General features: G+C 70.8%; 16 protein-coding genes and 2 pseudogenes. 10 read left to right on the top strand and 8 right to left on the bottom strand.

What is annotated here, in order from left to right; genetic code table 11:
- Positions 1-5 precede the first annotated feature (5 nt).
- Positions 6-446, bottom strand: a complete 441-nt coding sequence (locus H2Q94_RS07225) for a cupredoxin domain-containing protein (RefSeq protein ID WP_243793430.1) — start codon at positions 444-446, stop codon at positions 6-8.
- Positions 447-705: 259 nt separating this feature from the next.
- Between H2Q94_RS07225 and H2Q94_RS07220 the strand changes: the two genes are divergently transcribed.
- From H2Q94_RS07220 to H2Q94_RS07210, 3 genes are all read left to right on the top strand, one after another.
- Positions 706-1,578, top strand: coding sequence for a macrolide 2'-phosphotransferase (locus tag H2Q94_RS07220; RefSeq protein ID WP_243793427.1), 873 nt, complete (start codon positions 706-708; stop codon positions 1,576-1,578).
- Between the two features lie 50 nt (positions 1,579-1,628).
- Positions 1,629-3,962: an ATP-binding protein gene (locus H2Q94_RS07215; RefSeq protein WP_243793426.1), complete on the top strand. Its 2,334-nt coding sequence runs from the start codon at positions 1,629-1,631 to the stop codon at positions 3,960-3,962.
- A 343-nt stretch (positions 3,963-4,305) separates the two neighbouring features.
- Complete coding sequence (locus H2Q94_RS07210) at positions 4,306-5,010, top strand: transglycosylase SLT domain-containing protein (protein ID WP_243793423.1); 705 nt, start codon at positions 4,306-4,308, stop codon at positions 5,008-5,010.
- Here the strand turns inward: H2Q94_RS07210 and H2Q94_RS07205 are convergent.
- On the bottom strand, positions 5,004-5,714 hold the full coding sequence (locus H2Q94_RS07205; RefSeq protein ID WP_243793418.1) for a FadR/GntR family transcriptional regulator: 711 nt from the start codon (positions 5,712-5,714) through the stop codon (positions 5,004-5,006). The genes H2Q94_RS07210 and H2Q94_RS07205 overlap by 7 nt on opposite strands.
- 226 nt (positions 5,715-5,940) lie before the next feature.
- On the opposite strand from H2Q94_RS07205, the pseudogene H2Q94_RS07200 reads away from it, so the two are divergent.
- From H2Q94_RS07200 to H2Q94_RS07185, 4 genes and pseudogenes are all read left to right on the top strand, one after another.
- Positions 5,941-7,337, top strand: a pseudogene (locus H2Q94_RS07200) (GntP family permease).
- A 120-nt stretch (positions 7,338-7,457) separates the two neighbouring features.
- Positions 7,458-9,755: a HelD family protein gene (locus H2Q94_RS07195; RefSeq protein WP_243793417.1), complete on the top strand. Its 2,298-nt coding sequence runs from the start codon at positions 7,458-7,460 to the stop codon at positions 9,753-9,755.
- Positions 9,756-9,902: 147 nt separating this feature from the next.
- Positions 9,903-10,055: a hypothetical protein gene (locus H2Q94_RS07190; RefSeq protein ID WP_243793412.1), complete on the top strand. Its 153-nt coding sequence runs from the start codon at positions 9,903-9,905 to the stop codon at positions 10,053-10,055.
- A gap of 87 nt (positions 10,056-10,142) precedes the next feature.
- Entirely contained in the window at positions 10,143-10,796 is a 654-nt protein-coding gene (locus H2Q94_RS07185) for a YdcF family protein (protein ID WP_243793410.1), read from the top strand.
- 84 nt (positions 10,797-10,880) lie between these two features.
- Here H2Q94_RS07185 and H2Q94_RS07180 read toward each other — a convergent pair whose 3' ends face one another.
- The 3 genes from H2Q94_RS07180 to gltB form a co-directional block, all read right to left on the bottom strand.
- Positions 10,881-11,606: a fumarylacetoacetate hydrolase family protein gene (locus H2Q94_RS07180; RefSeq protein WP_243793407.1), complete on the bottom strand. Its 726-nt coding sequence runs from the start codon at positions 11,604-11,606 to the stop codon at positions 10,881-10,883.
- Between the two features lie 278 nt (positions 11,607-11,884).
- Positions 11,885-13,390 carry a glutamate synthase subunit beta gene (locus H2Q94_RS07175; protein WP_243793405.1) on the bottom strand — a complete coding sequence of 502 codons (1,506 nt, stop codon included), beginning with the start codon at positions 13,388-13,390 and terminating at the stop codon, positions 11,885-11,887.
- Positions 13,383-17,933, bottom strand: a complete 4,551-nt coding sequence (gene gltB, locus H2Q94_RS07170; RefSeq protein ID WP_243793404.1) for a glutamate synthase large subunit — start codon at positions 17,931-17,933, stop codon at positions 13,383-13,385. The genes H2Q94_RS07175 and gltB overlap by 8 nt, the downstream gene beginning before the upstream one ends.
- Before the next feature lie 469 nt (positions 17,934-18,402).
- Between gltB and H2Q94_RS07165 the strand changes: the two genes are divergently transcribed.
- The 3 genes from H2Q94_RS07165 (at position 18,403) to H2Q94_RS07155 (ending at position 21,465) form a co-directional block, all read left to right on the top strand.
- Positions 18,403-19,452, top strand: a complete 1,050-nt coding sequence (locus H2Q94_RS07165; protein WP_243793403.1) for an ABC transporter substrate-binding protein — start codon at positions 18,403-18,405, stop codon at positions 19,450-19,452.
- A gap of 223 nt (positions 19,453-19,675) precedes the next feature.
- A complete protein-coding gene (locus tag H2Q94_RS07160; RefSeq protein ID WP_243793397.1) occupies positions 19,676-20,695 on the top strand; it encodes a FecCD family ABC transporter permease in 1,020 nt (339 codons plus the stop codon).
- The gene (locus H2Q94_RS07155; protein ID WP_243793394.1) at positions 20,692-21,465 is read left to right on the top strand and encodes an ABC transporter ATP-binding protein; all 774 of its coding nucleotides are present in this window, start codon (positions 20,692-20,694) and stop codon (positions 21,463-21,465) included. Before H2Q94_RS07160 ends, H2Q94_RS07155 begins: the two co-directional genes overlap by 4 nt.
- A gap of 75 nt (positions 21,466-21,540) precedes the next feature.
- On the opposite strand, the pseudogene lgt reads toward H2Q94_RS07155, so the two are convergent.
- From lgt to trpB, 3 genes and pseudogenes are all read right to left on the bottom strand, one after another.
- Positions 21,541-22,655, bottom strand: a pseudogene (gene lgt, locus H2Q94_RS07150) (prolipoprotein diacylglyceryl transferase).
- 46 nt (positions 22,656-22,701) lie between these two features.
- Complete coding sequence (trpA, locus tag H2Q94_RS07145) at positions 22,702-23,496, bottom strand: tryptophan synthase subunit alpha (RefSeq protein ID WP_243793391.1); 795 nt, start codon at positions 23,494-23,496, stop codon at positions 22,702-22,704.
- Positions 23,493-24,794, bottom strand: coding sequence for a tryptophan synthase subunit beta (trpB, locus tag H2Q94_RS07140; RefSeq protein ID WP_243793388.1), 1,302 nt, complete (start codon positions 24,792-24,794; stop codon positions 23,493-23,495). The genes trpA and trpB overlap by 4 nt, the downstream gene beginning before the upstream one ends.
- Positions 24,795-24,894 lie beyond the last annotated feature (100 nt).

Here is a 24,894-nt window from a genome sequence, read left to right as displayed (position 1 = left end):
ACCGCTCAGCCGACGTGCACGTAGAGCTGCATTCCGACCTGCCGGTGGTTTCCGACCGGGCACCAGAAATCGTAGGTACCGCGGGTCAGCGTGACGGTGAGATCAGCCGACTGCCCCGTCTTCAGCGAGATGGTCCGCTTGTTCTCCACTCCTGGTCCTTTGATTTCCAAGGCATGCGGAGCGATTCCCCGGTTCACGGCCCGGAACGTGTACTGCCCCGGTGGAAGTCGCGACGGCTGGAGGAACCGGTAATCGACCATCGTGACCGTCACCATGCGGGGTTCGGCTTTGTCCGCGGCGAGTTTCGCGGCCGGTTCCGCACCTGCCGCGACCGCGCCGCCGCACAGCGCCACGATCATGGTGAGCGCGCTGAGCAGCACGGTCAGCGTTCGCGTCCCCGTCGCTCGGCGGCCGGAGAACCTGTTCTCGCGCAAGTGGAATCGCATCGCGTACACCCCCGGAACACGACGAAATCGAAACCGATCCGCATCCGATACGCACGGTGAACACCGCCGCAGGATCATCGGATGCGGTTCGACGGCCGTACCAGCGTAATTCCGCGAGCCGACCGGGTCGCTCCAGCCCACGGCCGGATGTGACAGCCGAAAACCGCAGTGGAAATTGTGGCGACCATTCGCCCGGAAACGGTCCGAAAGTCCCGGAAACTCCGGTGACACCGGTCGCTTCCCCGGTTAGCGTGCCGACATGATCACCGAGGTGGCTCGCGAGCACGGCTTGGACGTGCGCATCAACGAGGTGAACGAGACCGGATGGGACTTCCGCGTGCACCTCGCGACCGCCCGCGACGGCACCCGGTGGGTGCTGCGCGAGCCGCGCCGCGCTGAGGTGGCCGAACGGATCGGAACCGAAGAACGGCTGCTGGCGGTGCTGCGGCCGCTGCTGCCGGTGGAGCTGCCGCGCTGGGAGGTCTGCGCGCCGGACCTCATCGCCTACCGGCGGCTGGCCGGGGAACCGCTCGCCGCCGAGGACCCGATCACCGTCGCGATGCCGCGGCTCGTGGTCCGGGAGCACTACCTGGCTCGGCTCGGCGAGGTGATCGCGGCGCTGCACGAAGTTCCCCCCGCCGCCGTCGCCGCCACCGGGATCGACGTGCGCGGGCCGGAACGTCTGCGTGCGGAAATCCGCTCCCAGCTCGCGGACGGCGGCAACGCGCTGGACCTGCCCAGGCCGCTGGTGAGCCGCTGGCGGCGGTGGCTGGACGACGACCGGCACTGGCCGGACGAGGGCGTCCCGGTGCACCGCGACCTCAGCCCGAACCACACGCTGGTGGACGGCACCGGTGCCTTGACCGGGCTGCTCGACTGGGCCGACGCGGGGATCGACGATCCGGTGAACGACTTCGCCGCCCCGCTCGCCGCGTTCGGTCCGGACGGGCTGGACCGGCTGCTGACCGCCTACCGCGCCGCGGGCGGGCGGGCCGGGGAAACACTGCGGGAGCACGTCGTGGAACTCACCGCGTTCCGCCGCACCGTGTCGCTGGGGTTGCACGGACTGCGCACCGGGCAGGCACGCTTCGTCGATCTCGCCCGCTCCCGACTGGCCGCCGCAAGCCGTTGACCTGCAAGATCGCCCGGACCGGGAGGGCGAAGCCGGGTTAGGCTCGGGGCGTGGTCTCCAGTGCGCGGTCGGCCCGCGTCCGCGAGTCGGCGGGCAACCTACCGGTCGACGTCACCAGCTTCGTCGGCCGGCGTCATGAGATCACCCGGACCAAACGCCTGCTCGCCGAATCCCGGCTGGTCACCCTCACCGGCCAAGGCGGTGTCGGCAAGACCCGGCTGGCGTTGCGGGTGGCCTCCAGCATGCGGCGGATCTTCCGGGACAAGGCTTGGTGCGTGAACCTGGAGGAGCTCCGCGACGGCACGCTGCTCGCCGAAGCCGCCGTCGAACAGCTCAGCCTCGGCGGGCCGTCGTCGGGCACCGATGTGGACGCCGTCGTCGAACACCTGCGGCACCGGGAGATGCTGCTGGTGCTGGACAACTGCGAACACGTCATCGAAGACGCCGCGCTGTTCGTGGATTCGGTGCTGCGCTGGTGCCCCGGCGTGCGCATCCTCGCCACCAGCAGGCAGTCGCTGGGCGTGGCCGGGGAGGCGACCCTGGTGGTGCCGCCGATGCAGATCCCCGACTTGAACGAACCGCCGCCACCGGAGTCCTACGAGCAGTTCTCCTCGGTACGGCTGTTCCTGGACCGGGCGCGCTCGACGGTGCCGGACTTCGAAGTCACCGCCGAGGACGGCGCGGTGCTGATGCGGCTGTGCGCGCGGCTCGACGGCAACCCGCTGGCGATCGAACTCGCCGCGTTGCGGCTGCGGTCGCTGTCGCTGCACCAGCTGGAGGAACGGCTAGTCGAACGGTTCGCCCTGCTCAGCGAGGGGCGACGCGGCTCACCTACCCGGCAGCAGAGCCTGCGGGCGTTGATCGACTGGAGCTACGAGCTGTGCTCCGAGCAAGACCGGATCGCGTGGGCACGGGTGTCGGTGTTCGCCGGGAGCTTCGGGCTGGCCGCCGCCGAACACGTGGCCAGCGACGGCCTCAGCCGCGTCGACGTGCTGGGCGCGATGCACTCGCTGGTGGACCAGTCGATCCTGGTGCGCGAAGAGGAAGCCGGTGAGGTGCGGTTCCGGCTGCTGCACGCGCTGCGGGACTACGGGCAGGAACGCCTCGAAGCCGCCGGGGAGCCGCAGCGGGTGCTGGCGCGGCATCGCGACTGGTACGCGGAGGTCGCCGAACGGTTCGCCGCGGACTGGCTCGGCCCGCACCAGCCCGCGTGGGTGCGGGAACTGCGGCTCGACCTGGACAACCTGCGGCTCGCGCTGGACACGGCGGTGCACGAGCGGGCGACCGCGCCCGGCGGATTGCGGCTGGCGGCGCGGCTCACGCCGTTCTGGAGCCTCCGGGGGCTCAACGGGGAAGCGCGGCACTGGCTGGAGCTCGCGCTCGCGCACGTCCCGCCGGACACGCCCGAGCGGCCCGCCGGCCTGCGCGCCAACGCGTGGTTCGCACTGGTGCAGGGCGATACGGCCGCCGCTGCGCCCCTGCTGGATGAGGCCGAGGCGTTGGCGACCGAACACGACGACGAGTTCGAAGTCGCCTACGTGACGCAGATCCGGGGCATGGCGGCGTTCTTCCGCGACGACCTCGCGGCGGCCGAGGAACTGCTGGCCGACGCGCTCGGCCGGTTCCACGACTTGGAGGCCGCCCGCGGGGAATGGTTCGGCTTGTTCGCGCTGGGCCTGGTCAAAGGGCTCCGCGGCGATCGGGACGGCGGCATCGCGCTGCTGCGGGAATGCATCGAGGCCGCCACCGGCCGCGGCGAGCTGCTCTGGCGGTCCGCGGCGTTGTGGGCGAGCGCGCACATCGAGATCCTGCGCGGTGCCTCGGCCCGGGCGGAGACCGCGGCGAAGGAGGCGCTGCGGTTGCAGCGCAGCCTGGACAACCGGCTCGCCAGCGCGTTCACCATCGACATCCTGGCGTGGATCGCGCACGGGCTGGGCCGCGACGAGCGGGCGGCCCGCCTGTTCGGGGCGGCGTCGGCCGTGTGGGACGCGGTACGGGCCGCGCCGGAGTTCTACGGGCGGTTCCGGACCACGCACGACGAGTACGAGCACGGCGCACGCCGGGCGCTCGGCGACCGCGCCTACCGGGAGGCGTTCGACCGCGGCTACGAGATGTCACCGGACGCGGCGGTGGATTACGCGCTGGAACTCAAGCGGACCACGCGGAGCGTGGCCCCGGACGAGCTGACCGCGACGACGCTGACCAAGCGGGAACGGGAGATCGCCGAACTCGTCGCGCAGGGCCGGACGAACAAGGAGATCGCGGAGACGCTGGTCATCGCGCAGCGCACGGTGGAAGGCCACGTGCAGCACATCCTGACCAAGCTCGACTTCTCCTCCCGCGCCCAGATCGCCGGGTGGCTGGCGGGACGCCGCGCCTATTGACGGGAGCGCCCGGCGACGGGAAGCCTCTCTCGGCGACGCTCGGTACCGCGATGGCCGGAGTGAACGCCTGCGCTGCCTGATCCGATGGTGACTGAGCCGTTCCCCGGTATCAGCAGGTGAACGCCCCGTTCGACCAATCTGATCGGCGACGGCGACACGCACCTGAGTCGGCGGTGCGTGAAGTTCGGACAGGCCGGTGCCGGGCACGGCGGCCTGCGGGTCGTTGGTGCACTCCGGGTCACGGGAAACCTGTTACCCGGTCACGCCACCCGACCAAAGTAGGTACCTGCATACGTGGAAACCGCGATGTAGGTACACGGGCGGTTAGGGACTCTTAGTCCTCGTGAGTTCCCCCGACCACACCTTCCCCGAGGCCCTGACCACCCCCGACCGCACCACCACCCCGAAGTACCCGGCCGCTGTGCTGCACCGGCTCCACGACAAGGCGGCCCCGACGCTGCGCGAGCTGTGGAGCACCGGCAACGCCATCGGCCGCCTCAGCCCGAAGATGCGGACCGCGCAGATCGCGGCCTCCGTAGTCGCCACCGGCGTGCTCAGCGCCGTGCTCGGCGGCGCCCCCGCGGCGGAACACGCCCCCGAGTTCCGCGCCGCTCCCGAAGCGGCCGGGCACGTCCAGCCCGGACCGGTGAGTCCCCCGAACACCGGTCCGGGACTGGGCGGTGCGCCCGTCGACCCCGTGGACGGCTGGATCGGCCAGGCCACCGCGGTGTTGGAGGCGCACGGCGTGCCGCGCGACGAGATCAACCCGGAGGCGCTGCGCACGATCATCCTGCACGAGTCCGGCGGCGACCCGATGGCCGCGAACGGCTGGGACTCGAACGCTTCGGCGGGCACCCCGTCGAAGGGCCTGATGCAGACGATCGAACCGACGTTCCACTCGTTCGCCGTGCCCGGGCACCAGGACATCTGGAACCCGGTGGACAACATCGTCGCCGCCACCCGGTACTCCATCGACCGGTACGGATCGGTGTCGAACGTGCCCGGCGTCGTCGGCGTCGGCTCCGGTGGTGGCTACGAGGGCTACTGATCGCCCTGCCGCTCGGTGTCGAGGCGTTCGAGGGTTCCCTCGAACGCCTCTTGCACCAGTTCCCGCATCGCCGACTCGGCGCGGGCGGGATCTCCGCCGCGGATGCATTCGGCGATCTCGCAGTGCAGGCGGACCGCGACCGGTTTCGGGTGCTCCGGCATCAGGCCGTGACCGGTCCGCCAGCGCAGCACCTCGCCGAACACGTCGCGCAGCTGCGCGAACATCTCGTTGCCCGATGCGGCCAGCACCAGGCCGTGGAAGCCGACGTCGGCCTCCAGGAAGGTCTCCAGGTCACCGGAGCGGGCGGTGACGACCATCCGTTCGGCCAAGCCGACCAGGCGGGCGGCCTGCTCGTGGTCGGCGTGCCGGGCGGCCGCGGCGGCGGCGACGGGTTCGACGGCGGTGCGCAGCTCCACCAGGGTCCGCACCTGCGCCGACCGGTCCACGGCCAGCAGCCAGCGGATCAGCGCCGGGTCGAAGGTGTTCCACTCGGCGCGCGGCCGCACCACCACGCCGACGCGCTTGCGGCTGACGACCAGCCTGATCGACGCGAGCGTGCGCACCACCTCGCGGGCGACGCTGCGGGAGATGCCGAAGCGCTGTTCCAGCCCGTCAATGCGCAACACGGTGCCCGGCGGGTGCTCGCCCGCGCTGATCTCGTGGCCGAGCACGTCGACCACCTGCCCGTGCAATCCGCCGCTCACCAGACTCCCCTCACCCGTTCGCTCCAACTTATGCACCGGCCGACCACCCGCTCCGCGCGGCGGGAGATTCGGACGGACACGAACCGTTCGCGACCGCACTATGCCTCGTGACTCGGCTAACAGAGCAGACTTAATCGGTTCATAGGACGAAAAAGTCATACTTTTCGGGGATCTGCTCTTAAGGTGGGCCGCGCACCGAGCTCAGCGAGGAGCCCCCATGTCATTGATGTCCCTGCCCGCCGCGGGCACCCTGCTCGCGCAGGCGCCGGCCGGCGCCTGGAGCGGCCACGACACCCGGCTGCTGGCCGCAGCGGTCAGCGGCATCGCCGTGATCGTCGTGCTGATCAGCTGGGTGAAGATGCACCCCTTCCTGGCGCTCGCGCTGGGCGCCACGACCCTCGGCGTGGTCGCCGGGATGCCGTTCGAAGACCTCGTCGACACCTTCACCGAGGGCCTCGGCAAGACGGTCGGCGACGTCGGACTCCTCGTCGCGCTGGGCGCGATGCTGGGCAGGCTGCTCACCGACACCGGCGGCGCCCAGCAGATCGTGGAAACGGTGCTGGACCGCACCACCCGGCGCACGCTGCCGTGGGCGATGGTGTTCATCGCCGCACTGCTCGGCCTGCCGATGTTCTTCGAGGTCGGCGTGGTGCTGCTGGTGCCGATCGTGGTGATGGTCGCGGCCCGCTCCGAGCAGCCGATGCTGCGGATCGGGATTCCCGCGCTGGCCGGGCTGTCCATCCTGCACGGCCTGGTGCCGCCGCACCCCGGACCGCTGGCCGCGGTGGACGCGCTCGGCGTCGACCTCGGCACCACGCTCGCGCTGGGCATCGTCGTCGCCATCCCGACCGCGATCGTGGCCGGGCCGGTGTTCGGTTCGTTCATCGCCAAGCGGGTGGAGCTGCCGCCCGCTTCGACGCTGCTGGGCAAGACCCCCGGACCGGACACCGAGGGCAGGCGGCCCGGTTTCACGCTGTCGGTGGTGATGCTGCTGCTGCCGGTGGTGCTGATGCTCTGCAAGTCCGTCGCCGACCTGGCGCTGACCGAAGGCAGCCTGAGCTACGTCGCGCTGGACACAGTGGGCACCCCCGTGGTCGCGCTGACGCTGACCGTGCTGATCGCGATGGCCACGCTCGGGCCGCGCTCCGGGCTGGGGCGCAACGCGCTGTCCGGGATCATCGGCGGCTCGCTGCCCCCGGTCGCGGGCATCATCCTCATCGTCGGCGCCGGTGGCGGGTTCAAGGAGACCCTCGTCGGCTCCGGCGTCAACACCATGATCACCGACGTGGCGGAGGGCGCGCACCTGTCGCCGCTGCTGCTGGCCTGGCTGATCGCGGTCGGCATCCGGGTCGCGACCGGTTCGGCGACGGTGGCGACGATCTCCGCCGCAGGCATGGTGGCGCCGCTGGTCGCGGGCTGGACCCGGTGCACGGGGCGCTCGTGGCGCTGGCCATCGGTTCCGGCTCGCTGTTCCTGTCGCACGTCAACGACGCCGGGTTCTGGCTCGTGAAGGAGTACTTCGGGATGACCGTCGGGCAGACGCTCAAAACCTGGTCGGCGATGGAGACGATCCTGTCCGTGGTGTCGTTCGCGGTCATCTGCCTGCTGGAGGTGCTGCTGTAGCAGCGCGGGGCGGTCCTCGACTGCCGGTATGATGGTTGGTCGGACTTTCGCCAGGGCGCATTCACGGCCCGCCGGCACCTCGGTCCGACACATCATGGTTGAGCACAAGGTGGAGCCAAGTTGTCCAACGCCCGAGCAGATCGGGGACCCGACCGCACCGACGACCTGACCGCCGAGCAGCAGTACGTCTCGACGCTCTACGACAAACTCGACGAACTCCGCAGGGACGCCACGAAACGGCTCACCGACACGCTTCGCCAGACCGGCGGCACGCCGCAGGCCCGCACCGAACGCGACATCTCCACCACCATGTACACGGACAAGCTGACCCAGCTCAGCGCGGTGGAACACGGGTTGTGCTTCGGACGGCTCGACCTGGACAGCGACGAGGTGTTCCACATCGGACGTCTCGGCCTGTTCGACGAGGAACGCGAATACGAACCGCTGCTGATCGACTGGCGGGCACCGGCGGCCCGGCCGTTCTACCTGGCCACCGCCGCCGCCCGCGACGGCGTGTGGCGGCGCCGCCACCTGCGCAGCAAATGGCGCACCGTGGTCGAGCTCGAAGACGAGATCCTCGACCTCGACGCAGGTGAGCAGGGCAGCGATCTCGGCCTCGCCGGGGAGGCGACGCTGCTGGCGGCGCTGGACGCGCGACGCACCGGGCAGATGGGCGACATCGTCGCCACCATCCAGGCCGAGCAGGACCGCATCATCCGCGCCCCCATGAACGGGGTGCTGGTGGTGCAGGGCGGTCCCGGCACCGGCAAGACGGCGGTGGCGCTGCACCGCGCCGCGTTCCTGCTCTACACCTACCGCGAGCAGCTCACCAAGCGCGGTGTGCTCGTGGTCGGGCCGAACTCGACATTCCTGCGCTACATCGGGCAGGTGCTGCCGTCGCTAGGTGAGACCGGTGTGCTGCTGTCCACGGCGGGCGAACTGTTCCCCGGCGTGTCGGCGACCGCGGCCGAATCCGCCGAAGCGGCCGAGATCAAGGGCCGCGGCGTGATGGTGAACGTGCTCAACTCGGCCGTGCGCGACCGCCAGCAGGTCCCGAAGGAACCCATCGAGGTCCTGTTCGACCGGGAACCGCTGTCGGTGGGCAAGAACCTCGTCTCGAACGCCCGCAGCCGCGCCCGCCGGTCCCGGAAACCGCACAACCACGCGCGCAAGATCTTCCGCAAGGAAATGATCTCCGGGCTGACCAACCAGGTCGCCGACCGGCTCGGCCGGGACCTGTTGGACCGGCGCGATCTCGACGACATCGGCGCCGAACTGCGCTCCGACGACGCGGTGAACGAGGTCCTGGACTCGCTGTGGCCGCAGCTGACCCCGCAGCGGGTGCTCGACGAGCTGTTCAGCGTCCCGAAGCGGCTCACCACCGCCGCCCGCAAGCACCTGTCCGACCAGGAACGGCAGACGCTGCTGCGCCCGCCGGGCTCGGAGTGGACGCCCGCGGACGCCTCGCTGCTGGACGAACTGGCCGAGCTGATCGGTGAGGACGACTCGAAGGCCCGCGAAGAACAGGCCCGCCAGGAACGCGAAGAACTCGCCTACGCCCAAGGCGTGCTGCACCTGATGGAGCAGGACGAGGAGATCGCCGACGAGGAACGGCTGCGGGTCTCCGACGTGCTCGACGCGGAACTGCTGGCGCAACGCCACCGCACCCGCAGCGACCTCACCGCCGCCGAACGCGCCGCCGAAGACCGCACCTGGACGTTCGGGCACATCATCGTCGACGAAGCGCAGGAACTGTCGGAGATGGCGTGGCGAGTGCTGATGCGGCGCTGCCCGAGCCGGTCGATGACGCTGGTCGGCGACATCGCGCAGACCGGTGCGCTCGGCGGCGCGGCCTCCTGGGACGAGGTGCTCTCGCCGTACGTGATGGACCGGTGGCAGCTCGCCGAGCTGACGGTGAACTACCGGACGCCCGCCGAGATCATGGCGGTCGCCGCCGACGTGCTCGACGCGCTCGACACCGACCTGGACGCGCCGACCTCGGTGCGCACCAGCGGGCACGAACCGTGGCTCCGGCAGGTGCCGGAGGCGGAACTGCCCGCGGCGCTGCCGGAACTGGTGCGCGCCGAACTCGACGCCATCGACGGGACGCTCGCCGTGCTGCTGCCTCCCGAACACCTCCGCGAAGTGGGCGGGCGGATCGCCGAGCAGGTGCCGGAAGCGGAAGTCGGTGCTCAGCCGGAAGGGCTGGAGGCGCGGGCCGTGGTGCTCACCGTGGAACAAGCCAAGGGCTTGGAGTTCGACTCGGTGCTGGTCGCCGACCCGGACCGGGTGCTCGACGAGTCGGCGCACGGGCTCAACGACCTGTACGTCGCGCTGACCCGCGCGACGCAGCGCCTCGGCGTGGTGCACACCGGCGAAGCACTGCCGGAGGTGCTCGCGGCGCTCGGGAAGGACTGAGAAACCGCGACCACGAGGCCGAACCCGGTTCAGTTCCGCTTCCGGCGGCTGGGAACGACCTCGTGGCGCGGACTCCAACCGGGGTGCGCGGAAGCGGTTGTTCTCCACGAACCCGAACAGCCGCCGTTCACCGGTGATCCGCAGCCGGTGGATCACATCGGGGTCGTTGACCCGAGTCCGACCGAGCGCTGCCACGGCCTCGCCAAGCGCTCCCCCGGACGGTCCTGCCGCACGCTGGTGGTCGTGGTGCCGCGCAGCAACGTCTTGTGGCCCTTCGAACCGGACCGCACGATCTTGTGAGATTCCCTTTCGCCCCGTCGGAGATTGCGGCGATGGGGACCGCCTGGCTGCGATGATCGTCGTGCGGCGACGAGAGGGCGGGCTCAGATGGTGGTGCCGACCGATGTCCAGGACGACGTGCGGACGTTGTGGGACTTCCACGATCTGCGCCACGAGCTGCGGCGGTGCGACGTGGGCGTGGGGCTCGGCGGCCACGACCTCGGGGTGGCGACGCGCACCGCCGAGCTGTACCACCAGGGCTGGTTCCCGCGGATCGTGTTCACCGGCGCCAACGCGCCCACCACCGTCGCGCGGTTCCCGCGCGGTGAGGCGGTGCACTTCCAGGAGCACGCGCTGGAGCTCGGCGTGCCCGCGGATGCCATCACGATCGAGACGGCGGCCACGAACACCGGGGAGAACATCGACTTCACCCGCGCGCTGCTGGCCGAGCGGGGACTGCTGCACGCTCAGGTCATGTTGATCTCCCGGCCCTACCAGCAGCGCCGTGCTCACGCGACGGCGCAGAAGCGGTGGCCGGAGGCCGAAGTCCGCTGCGCGGCGACGGAGCAGCCGTTGGCGGAGTACGTGGCGAGCATCGGCGACCCCGCCCGCGTGATCAACATGCTGGTGGGTGACACGCAGCGCATCACCCGCTACGCCGAACTCGGCTTCGCCGCGCCACAACCCGTGCCCACCGAGGTGCACGCCGCCTATCTGCGGCTCGTCGACGCGGGTTACACCGCGCGCCTCGTCCGGGATTGACGACGCGACGTTCGGGATGAGGGCGAAACGTCCGGGCTCGCTACGAACGGCATCGGTGCCCGCCGGCCCGCGACGCGCGGCCGGTCAGGCGGTCACCACCGGGCAGGTGAGTTCACCGATGCCCTCGATCTCGGCGGTGATCGCGTCACCCGGTTCGATCGGGCAGGTCGTGCCGGGGGCTCCGGTGAGCACGACGTCGCCCGCGCTCAGCTCGACCAACGTGGACAGGTGGGACAGGATCTCGGGAATGCGCAGGGTCGCCGTGGTCCCGGCAGCGACCTGATCACCGTTGCGGCGCAACGTGATCGCCGCGTCGGCGGCGTCGAACCGCGTCTCCACCCAGGGGCCGAGCGGGGTGAAGCCGCGCCTGCTCTTCGCCTCCGTCCACAGCGGATCGCGCCGCTGCGCTTCGCGGGCCGTGACGTCGAGCGCGATCGTGTAACCGAGCACGCGGGTGAGCACCAGCTCCGGGTCCGCCCGCCACATCGGCGCACCCACGACCACCGCCAGTTCGGCCGCGGCCTCCACCAGGCCGATGTCCGCAGGCAGCGGAATCGGATCGCCCGGCCCCGCCACGCTGCCGACGGCCTTCAAGAACATCGCCGGTGGCAGCGCCGCGCCTTCGGCGTCGACACGGCTCGCCAAGCCGAACACGGTGCCCGGCCGCACCGGCACCAGCAACGTCTCCGGGCTGCCGATGGGGTCGCCGATCGGCACCTCCGCGGTGGGCTCCGGCAGCGGGTGCAGCACCCCGCCCACCAGCGCCCCGGATTGAGGGCCGGACGCGGCTTGGTAACGCACCAGTCTCATGCGACGCACTCCACGAGTTGTAGGGACCGCCTCCAGCGCAACGTCCGCGGCACGGACGCCTGCATCGCCGGTGGACACCACCACGATCGGATCGGGGGTGCGGTGGCATCGCGCCATCCCACCAGGTAGGTGCCGCCGCAACCAACCATCCGCGTGGGAAACAGCGGAACCGTGAAACCGATCACGCACCGGCCGGACGGTGCGTGATGATTCGGCCACGCAACGGAAAACCGCCCGCCCCGGATGATCGAGGCGGGCGGTCCGGTGATTCCGTCCGGCTACACCGTGGCCAGCGGCAACGCGGTGGGGTGCACCGGAGACGGGAGGTCGGAGGCGCCGGTGAGGTGGGCGTCGACGGCGCCGGCCACCGAACGGCCCTCGGCGATGGCCCACACGACCAGCGACGCACCGCGGTGCGCGTCACCGCAGACGAACACTCCCGGCGCCGTCGTCTCCCAGTCCGAACCGCAGCCGATGGTGCCGCGCCCGGACAACTCGATGCCGAGGCCACCGAGCAGCGGCATGTGCTCCACGCCCTCGAACCCGATCGCGAACAGCGCCAGATCGCACGGCACCTCCTCGGGGGCGTCGGAGACCGGCACGACCTGCCGCTTGCCGTTCGCGTCGCGCTCCACACGCACCTCGCGCAGCCGCACCGCGCGAACGTGGCCCTCGTCGTCGCCGACGAACTCCTCCACCGCGACGGCGAACTTCCGCTCCCCCGCCTCCTCGTGCGCCGGGTAGGTGCGCAAGAGGTACGGCCACGTCGGCCACGGCGAGAGGTCGTCGTCGCGCTGCGTCGGCGGCTGCGGGTACTGGTCGAGCTGCGTCACGCTCAGCGCGCCCTGCCTGGTCGCCGTGCCGTAGCAGTCGGCACCGGTGTCGCCGCCGCCGATGACCACGACGTGCTTGCCGTGCGCGGAGATCGACGTCGGCCCGTCGCCCTCGAGCTCCTTGTTCGCGGGCACCAGGTGCTCCATCGCCAGGTGCACGCCGTCGAGGTCCCGCCCCGGCACCGTGCGGTCGTCGCGGCCGCGCAGCGCGCCCACCGCGAGGACCACCGCGTCGTGGCCCGCCCGCAGCTGCTGCACCGTCAGGTCGGCGCCGACCTCGCAGCCGGTGACGAACTTGGTGCCCTCGGCGCGCATCTGCCCCAACCGGCGGTCCAGGACGGACTTCTCCATCTTGAACTCGGGAATGCCGTAGCGGAGCAGGCCGCCGAGGCGATCGTCCCGTTCGTAGACCGTGACCTCGTGCCCGGCACGCGTGAGCTGCTGGGCGGCGGCCAAGCCCGCCGGACCCGAGCCGACCACGGCCACCCGGTACCCGGTGTGGACCTCCGCGGGCTGTGGCTGCACCTGGTCCTGTTGCCAGCCGACCTCCGCGATGGTCTCCTCGACCCGCTTGATCGTCACCGCTCCCCCGGCGTCGGGAGAGATCGCCAGCACGCAGGCCGCCTCGCACGGGGCGGGGCAGAGCTTGCCGGTGAACTCGGGGAAGTTGTTCGTCGCGTGCAGCCGCTCGCTCGCCCGATCCCACTGGCCGCGACGGACCTGGTCGTTCCACTCCGGGATGAGGTTGCCCAGCGGGCAGCCCGCCGAACCGGAGTGGCAGAAGGGGACGCCGCAGTCCATGCAGCGCGCGGCCTGCGTGGACACCTCCGCCTTTTGGTCCGATGTGGACAGTGCGGCGTAGACCTCGCGCCAGTCGCCGAGACGCTCGTCGTAGGACCGCTTCGGGGCCTCGGCTCGGGAGAACTTCAGGAAACCCTTCGGGTCAGCCACGGGACGCCTCCATGATCGCCGCTTCGACGTCGCGGCCCTCGGAGCGGGCCAGTCGCATCGCCTCCAGCACCCGCGCGTAGTCGCGCGGCATGATCTTCGTGAACGCGGCCGACCGCCGAGTCCAGTCCCCCAGCAGCGAAGCCGCCACCGTGGAACCGGTGAACTCGTGGTGGCGCCGCACGATGTCGTGCAGCCACCGCAGGTCCTTCGGCGTGGGCTGCTGCACGTCGACCATCGCCGTGTTCACCCGCACCGGATCGAGATCCAGCACGTAAGCGATGCCGCCGGACATGCCCGCCGCGACGTTGCGCCCGGTACGGCCGAGCACCACGGCACGACCACCCGTCATGTACTCGAACGCGTGGTCCCCAGCGCCCTCGGCGACGGCCGTCGCACCCGAGTTCCGCACGCAGAACCGCTCACCGACCTGCCCGCGCAGGAAAAGCTCGCCCCCGGTGGCGCCGTAGCCGATCACGTTGCCCGCGATCACCTGGTCCTCCGCGGCGAACACCGAATCCGGATCGGGACGCACCACCACGCGGCCGCCGGACAGGCCCTTGCCGACGTAGTCGTTCGCGTCGCCGATCATCTCCAGCGTCACGCCCGGCGGCAGGAAAGCGCCCAGCGACTGCCCAGCGGAACCCTCCAGCTCCACGTGGATCGTGTCGTCCGGCAAACCGTCGCCGCCGAAACGGCGGGTGACCTCCGCGCCCAGCAAGGTGCCGACGGTCCGGTTCACGTTGCGCACCGGCAGCCGCAGCCGCACCGGATGCGCGTCCTCCAGCGACGCCTCCGCCAGCTGGATCACCGTGCGGTCCAAAGCGTGCTCGAGCCCGTGGTCCTGCTCGCGCACCCGGCGGCGCACCGCCGAATACGGCGTCTCCGGTTCGGCGAACACAGGTGTCAGGTCCAGGCCGGTCGTCTTCCAGTGCTCCACGGCCTCGTCGGTGCGCAGCGCGCTCACCTGGCCGATCGCCTCGTCCAAGGTGCGGAAACCGAGCCGCGCCAAGTGCTCGCGGACCTCCTCGCCGACGAACTCGAAGAAGTTCACCACGTGCTCGACCTGACCCGTGTAGCGCTCGCGCAGCTCCGGGTTCTGGGTGGCCACGCCCACCGGGCAGGTGTCGAGGTGGCAGACGCGCATCATCACGCAGCCCTCGACGACCAGCGGCGCGGTGGCGAAGCCGTACTCCTCCGCGCCCAGCAGCGCCGCGATCACCACGTCGCGGCCCGTCTTCATGCCACCGTCGACCTGCACCGTGATCCGATCCCGCAGGCCGTTGAGCAGCAACGTCTGCTGCGTCTCGGCCAGCCCGATCTCCCACGGCGTGCCCGCGTGCTTGAGCGAGGTCAACGCGGCCGCACCGGTGCCGCCGTCGTGCCCGGAAATGAGCACCACGTCGGCGTGCGCCTTGCTCACACCCGCCGCGACCGTGCCCACGCCGACCGAACTGACCAGCTTCACGTGCACCCGCGCCCGGTCGTTGGCGTTCTTCAGGTCGTGGATGAGCTGCGCCAGGTCCTCGATCGAGTAGATGTCGTGGTGCGGCGGCGGCGAGATCAACCCGACGCCCGGCGTGGAATGCCGCGTCTTCGCGATCCACGGGTACACCTTGTGCGCGGGCAGCTGACCGCCCTCACCGGGCTTCGCGCCCTGCGCCATCTTGATCTGCACATCGGTCGCGTTGACCAGATACTCGCTGGTCACGCCGAACCGGCCGGAGGCGACCTGCTTGATGCCGGAGCGGCGCTCGTCGTCGTAGAGCCGGTCGGCGTCCTCGCCGCCCTCACCGGAGTTGGAGCGGCCGCCGATGCGGTTCATCGCGATGGCCAGCGTCTCGTGCGCCTCCGCGGAGATCGCGCCGTAGCTCATGCCACCGGTGGCGAACCGCTTCATGATCTCCGAGATCGGTTCGACCTCGTCGAGGGCGATCGGGTCCCGGCCGCTGCTGAGCTCGAACATGCCGCGCAACGTGCCGCCCTCGCGGGCCAGCCGATCGCACTCGTCGGTGTACTTGCGGTACGCCTCGACCTTGCGGGTCTTCGTGGCGTGCTGGAGCAGGAACACCATCTCCGGGGAGAACAGGTGCAGCTCGCCTTCGCGCCGGTAGGAGTACTCGCCGCCGACGTCCAGCCTGCGGTGCGCCCGGTCGGTCGGGTTGTCCGGGTAGGCGCGGCGGTGCCGCTGCGCGACCTCCTCGGCCAGCACGCCGAGTTCCACGCCGCCGAGCTGGGTTCCGGTGCCGGTGAAGTACTCGGCGACCAGTTCCTTCGACAACCCGACGGACTCGAAGATCTGCGCGGCCGTGTAGGCGCCGACGGTGGAGATGCCCATCTTCGACATCACCTTCAGCACGCCCTTGACCAGTGCCTGCACGTAGTTGCGGATCGCCACCCGCGGCCGGATCCCGGTGATCTGGCCGGTCGCGATCATGTCCTCGATCGTCTCGAAGGCCAGGTACGGGTTGACCGCGGCGGCGCCGAACCCGAGCAGCGCGGCGATGTGGTGCACCTCGCGGGCGTCGCCGCTCTCCACGACCAGCGCGACCTTCAACCGCTCCTTCGTCCGCACCAAGTGGTGGTGCACCGCGGAGACCAACAGCAACGACGGGATCGGCGCCATCCGGTGATCGGAGTCCCGATCGGAGAGCACTAGTACCCGTGCGCCCGCACTGATCGCCTCGGAAGCCTCCTGGCGCACCTGTTCGACGGCGTCGGCCAGCGCCTCACCGCCACCGTCGGCCTCGTACAGGCCGGAGAGCACGGTGCAGGAGAAACCGGGCAGATCACCGTCGGAGTTGATGTGGATGAGCTTCGCCAACTCATCGTTGTCGATCACCGGCGTGGGCAGCACGACGTGGCGGCAGGACGCGGCGACGGGCTCCAGCAGGTTCTGCTCCGGCCCCATCACGCGCGCCACCGACGTCACGATCTCCTCCCGGATCGCGTCCAGCGGCGGGTTCGTGACCTGCGCGAAGTGCTGCACGAAGTAGTCGTAGAGCAGCCGGGACCGCTGCGAGAGCGCGGCCTGCGGGGTGTCCGAACCCATCGAACCCAGCGGCTCCCCACCACCGGAGGCCATCGGCACCAGCAGCAGCGCCAGCTCCTCCTCGGTGTAGCCGAAGGTCAGCTGGCGGCGCACCACCGACTCGTGGCTCTGCACCACGTGCTCGCGGTCGGCCAGCTGCCCCAGGTTCAACCGGCCCGCGTGCAGCCACTCCTCGTATGCGTGCTGCTCGGCCAGCGCCGTCTTGATCTCGTCGTCGTCGACGACGCGGCCCTGCTCGGTGTCGATCAGGAACATCCGGCCCGGCTGCAGCCGGCCCTTCGCCACGATCTCCTCCGGCTTCAGGTTCAGCACCCCGGACTCGCTGGCCAGCACCACGCGGTCGTCGGCGGTGCGCCACCAGCGCGCCGGGCGCAGCCCGTTGCGGTCCAGCACCGCGCCCACCAGCGAACCATCGGTGAAGGTGACGCAGGCGGGGCCGTCCCACGGCTCCATCAGGCCCGCGTGGAACCGGTAGAACGCCTTGCGCTTCGGGTCCATCTCGGCGTGGTTCTCCCACGCCTCCGGGATCATCATCAGCACCGCGTGCGGCAGGCTGCGCCCGCCCAGGTGCAGCAGCTCCAGCACCTCGTCGAAGGAGGCCGAGTCCGAGCCGTCCTCCGCGCAGATCGGGTACAGCCGGGACAGGTCGCCGGGCAGCACATCGGATTCCAGCAGCGCCTCGCGTGCGCGCATCCGGTTCCGGTTCCCGCGAATCGTGTTGATCTCGCCGTTGTGCGCCATGTAGCGGAATGGGTGCGCCAGCGGCCACGACGGGAAAGTGTTCGTGGAGAACCGGCTGTGCACCACCGCGATCGCCGAGGCCAACCGCTCATCGGTGAGGTCCGCGAAGAACAGCGGCAGCTGCTCGGTGGTCAACATTCCCTTGTAGACCAGGGTGCGCGCCGACAGCGACGCGAAGTACAGCTCGGCGCCGGCGCGGGCCGATTCCCGCTCGGCTCGCTTGCGCAGGCAGAACGCCAAGCGGTCCAGTTCCAGCCCGGCCTCGCCCGCGAGTCCCTCGACCAGCAGCATCAGGAAGTGCGGCATGCACTCCAGCGCGGTCGTGCCGACCCCGGCCCGCTCCGGCGTGATCGGCACTTCCCGCCAGCCCAGCACGCGCAGGCCCTCCTCGGTGGCGAGGCGCTCGACCAGCGACACCGCCTCGGCGCGGCGCTCGGAATCCACCGGGAGGAATCCGATCCCGGCCGCGTAGCGCGCACGCCCCGCCTCATCCGGCTCGGGCAGTTCGAACTCCGGACAGGAACGCAGCAGCTCGTCCGGCAACTGCAACAGCAGGCCCGCACCGTCACCGCTGGTCGGTTCCGCACCCGCGGCCCCACGATGATCAAGATTCGCCAGTGCGGTCAACGCGTCGGCAACGATGCCGTGCGAACGGCGGCCCTGGACGTCGGCCACCATCGCGACGCCGCAGGAATCGTGCTCGGCAGCGGGGTCGTACAGACCCTGGGCGGCGGGAAAGGCAGAGAAGACCACTGCGCAAACCTCCCTCGTCGGTTCTCGTGCTGGGAGATCACCGAAAAGGCTGGATGATCTCTTCCTGGCACGGGACGACGCTGGCCCGCGGGCGTCCGGCGCTGGACGGATGATCGGCCGAACCGGGCAATGGGCACCGCACTCGGCGAATCGATCGGTCGGCGAAGCCGGAACGCGGCAATCGAATGCGGTGAGGACTAGAGCCACTGGGCGACGCCGTCGTTCCGGCTGGACGAAGCGTCGGATTCTGAAGCATCCAGGCCACGACGCCACCCTTGCCACGACCGGAGTTCGTCGAACCTTAACAAGCACGATACCCGGAATCAGCACCGCAAGTCAGCTCTCGACCGGCGTGAATATTCCAACGTCCAAGCGAACCGCGCCGATACCCAGGCGTTCTGGAAAGACTCCGCACCCGGCGCCCGCGAACAACGATCAGTTCCTGGTATCTTTCCAGCTCGGGGCGCTCGTGGCAGCGAATTCCGGTGCGTTCGCGCGCGGCGTCGCCGCCTGCCACCGCACCCGGCGCGCACACGTAGCGCACCGGCCCGACCACGAGGACGTCATGCTCGGGTTCCGCCGCCTTCCCGCCCTCCTGCTGGCCGTGCTGGCCCTGCTGTTCGCCGGTACCTCGTGCGCCACGCGCACACCGTCGCCCGCGCCCGCTGCCCCGGTCGAAGATCCGGCCGCCGCGTTCCCCGCGCAGATCACCATCGAGGGCCAGGAACCGGTGACGCTGCCCCAGCAGCCCAAGCAGATCGTGTCGCTGAGCCCCACCGCCACCGAATCGCTGTACGCCATCGGCGCGGGCGAGCAGGTCAAGGCCACCGACCAGTTCTCCACGTTCCCGCCGTACGCCCCGCGCACCGACCTCAACGGCCTCGCCGGCGACGCCGCCGTCGTCGCCGGCCACGACCCGGACCTCGTCATCGCCCCCGAAGGCGCGGGCGAGCTCGTCGAAGGGCTGCACGAGCTGGAGATCCCGGTGCTGATCACACCGGCTGCGGCCTCCCTCGACGAGGCGTACGAGCAGATCGAGACGCTGGGCCAGGCCACCGGGCACAGCAGGCAGGCCCACGACGTGACGCGGCGGATGCGCGACGACATCAACAAGATCGTCGCCGACACCCCGAAGCCCCCGGAGCCGCTGAGCTACTTCCACGAGGTCAGCCCCGACTTCTACACCGCCACCTCGCAGAGCTTCGTCGGCGGCGTCTACGGGCTGTTCGGCCTCACCAACATCGCCGACGAGGCGGGCGGCGCGGACAACGATTTCCCGCAGCTGTCCCAGGAACGCATCGTGCAGGCCGACCCCGACCTGATCTTCCTGTCGGACGTGAAGTGCTGCGGCGTCAGCCCGCAATCCACCGCCGACCGCCCCGGCTGGGACACACTCACCGCCGTGCGGGAGAACCGGGTCGTCGCGCTCGACGACGACGTGGCCAGCCGCTGGGGACCGCGCGTGGTCGACTTGGTGCGCGCGGTAAGCGACACCATCACCCGCACCCAGCGCCCCTGAGCCCGCTCGCGACCTGCATGGCGGTTCAGTGGCGGAAACTCAGCTGTTCCCTCGCTGCGGGATCGATCTCCCAAGTGGCTCCGCCACGGGGGGAAATCGCTGTCCTCGCGAGGGAACAGCTGAGAACCCGCGGCGATGCCGGTTGCTCGGGTGTCACTGCTCATCGGCTCCGCCGCTGACAGGACACTGCTCCAAGATCGTTCTGAAGGGACTCGTGAGGCGGATGCCGCGCACCTCTCGGCTGCGGCCCGGACCGGTGTTGGCGGGGGCGGCCGCGCTGGTGCTCGCGTTGCTCGCCTCGGTGCTGCTGGGCGCCGCCGAACTCGGATGGACGCGGGTGCTCGGCGAGATCTGGGCGCAGGTCACCGGCGGGCACTCACCGCTGTCCGAACGGGAAGCCGCGATCCTGTGGCGGCTGCGGGTGCCGCGAGCCGTCCTCGGAGCGCTGGTCGGAGCCGCGCTCGCCGTGTCCGGTGCCGCATTCCAAGGGGTGTTCCGCAACCCGCTGGCCGACCCGTACCTGCTCGGCGCGGCAGGCGGCGCCGGGCTCGCCGTGACGGTCGTGATCACCATGCTGCCGCAGGGCGGGTCCGCGCCCGGAGTGGCGCAGGCCGCCGCGTTCGCCGGAGCGCTCGGCGGAGTGGGCGTGACCTGGCTGCTGGGGCGCTCCGCGGGCAACGACGCGGCGACGCTGGTGCTGGCCGGAGTCGCCGTCGGCGCGTTCCTCTCCGCCGGGCAGACGTTCCTGCAGCAGCTGAGGCTGGACAGCCTGCAAGAGGTCTACCTGTGGATCTTGGGCCGGTTGAGCACCGCGGGCTGGACGGACGTGCTGCTGGTGCTGCCGCTGCTGCTCATCTCCGGCGCCGTGCTGTGCGCGTGCGGCCGGCTGCTGGACCTGCTCGGCACCGGTGACGACGAGGCCGCCGCACTCGGCGTGCATCCCGGCCGGGCGCGCGCCGTGGTGCTGATCGCGGCCTCACTGGCCACCGCCGCCGCCGTATCGGTGGCCGGGCTGATCGGGTTCGTGGGGCTCGTCGTGCCGCACCTGGTGCGGCTGGCCTGCGGCGGGAGCCACCGGATCATCGTGCCGCTGTCGCTGCTGTTCGGCGGCGCGTTCCTGGTGCTGGCCGACATGCTCGCGCGCAGCGTGCTCGCCCCCGCCGAACTGCCCATCGGCGTGATCACCGCGTTCACCGGGGCACCGTTCTTCGCGGTGCTGCTGCACCGGGGCAGGCGCGCGTGAACGAACTGCGGATCCACGACCTCACCGCCGGGTACCGGCGGCGCACCGTGCTGACGGAGGTCTCCGCGCAGGTCCCCGCCGGGGGCTGGCTCGGCATCATCGGCCCCAACGGCTCCGGCAAGTCCACCCTGCTCAAAGCCGTCGCCGGCCTGCTGCGCCACACCGGCACCGTGCTCATCGGCGGCCGCTCGCTGCACAACGCGGGCCGCCGCGAACGCGCCCGGCTGCTCGGGTACGCGCCGCAGATCCCGCAGCTGCCGCCAGGGCTCACCGTCACCGACTACGTGCTGCTGGGCCGCACCCCGCACCTCGGACCGCTCGGCAGGGAAGGACACGCCGACCTGGAAGTGGCCGAACGGATCGTGGAACGCCTCGACCTGAGCAGGCTCGCCACGCGGCCGCTGACCGAACTGTCCGGCGGCGAGCGGCAACGCGCCGTGCTCGGGCGGGCATTGGCGCAGCAGGCCGGGGTGCTGCTGCTCGACGAACCGACCACCGGCCTCGACATCGGTCACGCGCAGGCACTGCTGGACCTGGTGGACGAACTGCGCCGCGAACTGGGCACGACCGTCGTCACGACGCTGCACGACCTGACGATCTCCGCTCAGTACGCGAAGAACCTGCTGCTGCTCGACGACGGACGGGTCGCCGCGCACGGCACACCCGCCGAAGTGCTCACCCCGGCGCTGCTCACCGAGCACTACGACGCACGCGTCACCGTGCTCACCGCACCCGACGGCACTCCGGTGATCGCCCCGGTCAGGGACTGACGAGGCCGATTCACCGAAAACGGCCGCGCCGCCGGATGATCCGGTGGCGCGGCCGTCGCGGAGCTCGGTGCTGCGCTACTTCTTCTCGCGGTCGGACTCCTCGGTCCGGTCCGCCTTGTCCCCGGCGACCGCCGTCGCGGAAGTCTCCTTCGGGCGTTCGGCGGAATTCTCCGCTTCAGGTGGATCCGAGTCGGCATCGACCTTCGACGCCGCGGCGCTCTCCGCGCGGTCGTCGGTCGACGGCGCCTCGCCGGACTTCCCGTCCGGTTCCACGCCGTAATCGTCGTCGCCGGGCAGCGGTTCGCCGCGCAGCGACGCCGGGTCCTCCCGCTTGCCGCGCACCACCAGCAGGTAGATCACGGCCAGCGCCAACACGATCAGCGAGGTGAACACGTTGATGCGGATGCCCAGCAGGTGCGTGGCCTCGTCGGTGCGCATCATCTCGATCCACACCCGGCCCGCCGTGTAACCCGCGACGTACAGCGCGAACACCCGGCCGCGGCCCATCCGGAACTTCCGGTCCGCCCACACGATCAGCACGGCGACCAGCAGGTTCCACAACAACTCGTACAGGAACGTCGGGTGCACCACCGCGAGCGGCGCGGCCTGATCGATGGCGTGCCCGGTGATCGGATCGGCCAGGCCCGTGGTCGGATCGACGCGCCGGTAGATCTCCAAGCCCCACGGCACCGTCGTCGGACTGCCGTAGAGCTCCTGGTTGAACCAGTTCCCCAGCCTGCCGATGGCCTGGGCCGTGACCAGCGCCGGAGCGATCGCGTCGGCGAACGCGGACAGCGGCACCCCGCGCCTGCGGCAGCCGATCCACGCGCCGACCGCGCCGAGGGCGACCGCGCCCCAGATTCCGAGTCCGCCCTGCCAGACCTTCAACGCGTCCAGCGGGTCACGGCCCGGACCGAAGTACTTGTACCAGTCCGTCGCCACGTGGTAGAGCCGCCCGCCGACCAGGCCGAACGGGACGGCGAACACCGCGATGTCGGTGACCAGGCCCTTGCGGCCGCCGCGCGCCTGCCAGCGCCGGTCACCCCACAGGATCGCCACGATGATCCCGGCGATGATGCACAGCGCGTACGCGCGCAACGGCACCGGGCCGATGTACCACACCCCTTGCGGGGGCTGGGAATGTTCGCCAGGAACGAAGTCGCCGGGGCAGCGAGATTGTGCGCGCTCACGCGCCCACCGTATCGGTCCCCATCGGACGTTCCGAGCGCGGTCCGCTCAGCGGGATCGGACGCCGCGGCCCAGCTCCGCCGCCAAGGCCCGCACGCCGCTGACGCCCTCCTGCTCGGCACGGTTGATGAACGCCGAACCGACGATCACGCCGTCGGCGAACTTCGCGACCTCCGCGGCCTGCTCGCCGGACCGGACTCCGAGGCCCACCCCGATCGGCAGGTCGGTGTGCGCGCGGGTGCGGCGGACCAGGCTCTCCGCCTTGTCCCCGACGGTGGCGCGCGCACCGGTCACGCCCATCACCGAAGTGGCGTAGACAAAACCGGAACTGGCCTTCGCGGTCATCGCCAGCCGCTGCTCCGTGGACGACGGGGCGACCAGGAAGATCCGGTCCACGCCGTGCTCATCGGTGGCGGTCATCCACTCCTCGGCCTCGTCCGGAACCAGGTCCGGAGTGATCACGCCGAGGCCGCCCGCCGCCTTCAGGTCACGGGCGAAGGCCGCCGGCCCGTACTGGTGCACCGGGTTCCAGTAGGTCATCACCACGGCGTGCCTGCCCGCGTCGGCGACCGAGGACACCACGTCGAACAGGTCGCGGATGCGGAAACCGGCGCGCAGCGCGGTGTCGCCGGCGGCCTGAATGGTCGGCCCGTCGATCACCGGATCGGAGTACGGGACGCCGACCTCCACGATGTCGCAGCCCGGTGCCTCATCCGTGCCGCCGAGCATTCCCGCCAGCAGCTCCTTCGAGTCCGACACGGTGGGGTAGCCGGCGGGCAGGTAGCCGATCAGGGCGGCGCGATCCTCGTCGCGGCAGGCCGCGAACACCTCGTGCAGGCTCACCGCGCCGCCTCCCCGTCTGCGTCGTCCGCGACCGTCTCGCCGTGTTCGTCGACGAGGCCGAAGTACTTCGCGGCCGTGTCCATGTCCTTGTCGCCCCGGCCGGACAGGCTCACCAGCAAGGTGGCGTCCGGGCCGAGCTCACGGCCGAGCCGCAACGCGCCCGCGAGGGCGTGCGCGGACTCGATGGCCGGGATGATGCCTTCGGTGCGGGAGAGCAGCTTGAACGCCTGCATCGCCTCGTCGTCGGTGACGGCGCAGTACTCGGCGCGACCGGCGTCCTTGAGGTACGAGTGCTCCGGGCCGACACCGGGGTAATCCAGCCCCGCCGAGATCGAATACGCCTCGGTGATCTGCCCGTCCTCGTCCTGCAGCAGGTACGAGCGGGCGCCGTGCAGGGTGCCGGGCGTGCCCTTGCTCAAGGTCGCGCCGTGCTCGCCGCTGTCCAGACCGTGCCCCGCGGGCTCGCAGCCGACCAGGCGCACCCCGGGATCGTCGATGAAGCCGTGGAAGATGCCGATGGCGTTGGAACCACCGCCGACGCAGGCGACCACCGCGTCCGGCAGGCCGCCGAACTTCTCGATGGACTGCTCGCGGGCCTCCTCGCCGATGATCTTGTGGAAGTTCCGCACCATCACCGGGAACGGGTGCGCCCCGGCGGCCGTGCCCAGCAGGTAGTGGGTGTCCTCAACGCTGGCGACCCAGTCCCGCAGCGCCTCGTTGATCGCGTCCTTCAGCGTCGCCGAACCGTTCGCGACCGGAATGACCTCGGCGCCGAGCAGCCGCATCCGCGCCACGTTCAGCGCCTGGCGCTCGGTGTCGACCTTGCCCATGTAGATCACGCAGTCGAGGTCGAGCAGCGCGCAGGCCGTCGCGGTCGCCACGCCGTGCTGACCGGCGCCAGTCTCGGCGATGACGCGCTTCTTGCCCATCCGCTTGACCAGCAACGCCTGCCCCAGCACGTTGTTGATCTTGTGGGAGCCGGTGTGGTTCAAGTCCTCGCGCTTGAGCAGGATGCGCGCGCCGCCCGCGTGCTCCCCGAACCGCTTCGCCTCCGTGAGCAACGACGGGCGCCCCGCGTAATCCCGCAGCAGCCGCGCCAGCTCCTCGACGAACTCCGGGTCGAGCTGCGCCTTCTCGTACTCCGCGGACAGCTCGTCCTGCGCGGCGATCAACGCCTCCGGCATGAACCGGCCACCGTAAGGACCGAAATGGCCCCGCTCATCCGGATCATGCCCCTCGGGCACCGGACGGCCCGGCCGATGCGCGCGATCGTGCTGCGCGTCGTGCACCGTCGCCATCAGGGTCACCTCTCTCATCGTCCTCGAAGCCGGAACACCGGCCGAATCGCCTGCACCAGGCGACACCGCGCCGTCCCGGAAATCCGGGCCGACACGGTGA

The organism is Saccharopolyspora gloriosae (genome assembly GCF_022828475.1).
GTDB classification, from domain to species: domain Bacteria; phylum Actinomycetota; class Actinomycetes; order Mycobacteriales; family Pseudonocardiaceae; genus Saccharopolyspora_C; species Saccharopolyspora_C gloriosae_A.
Note: the sequence above shows the minus strand (reverse complement) of the source record. Positions and strands in the feature narration are given on the sequence as shown.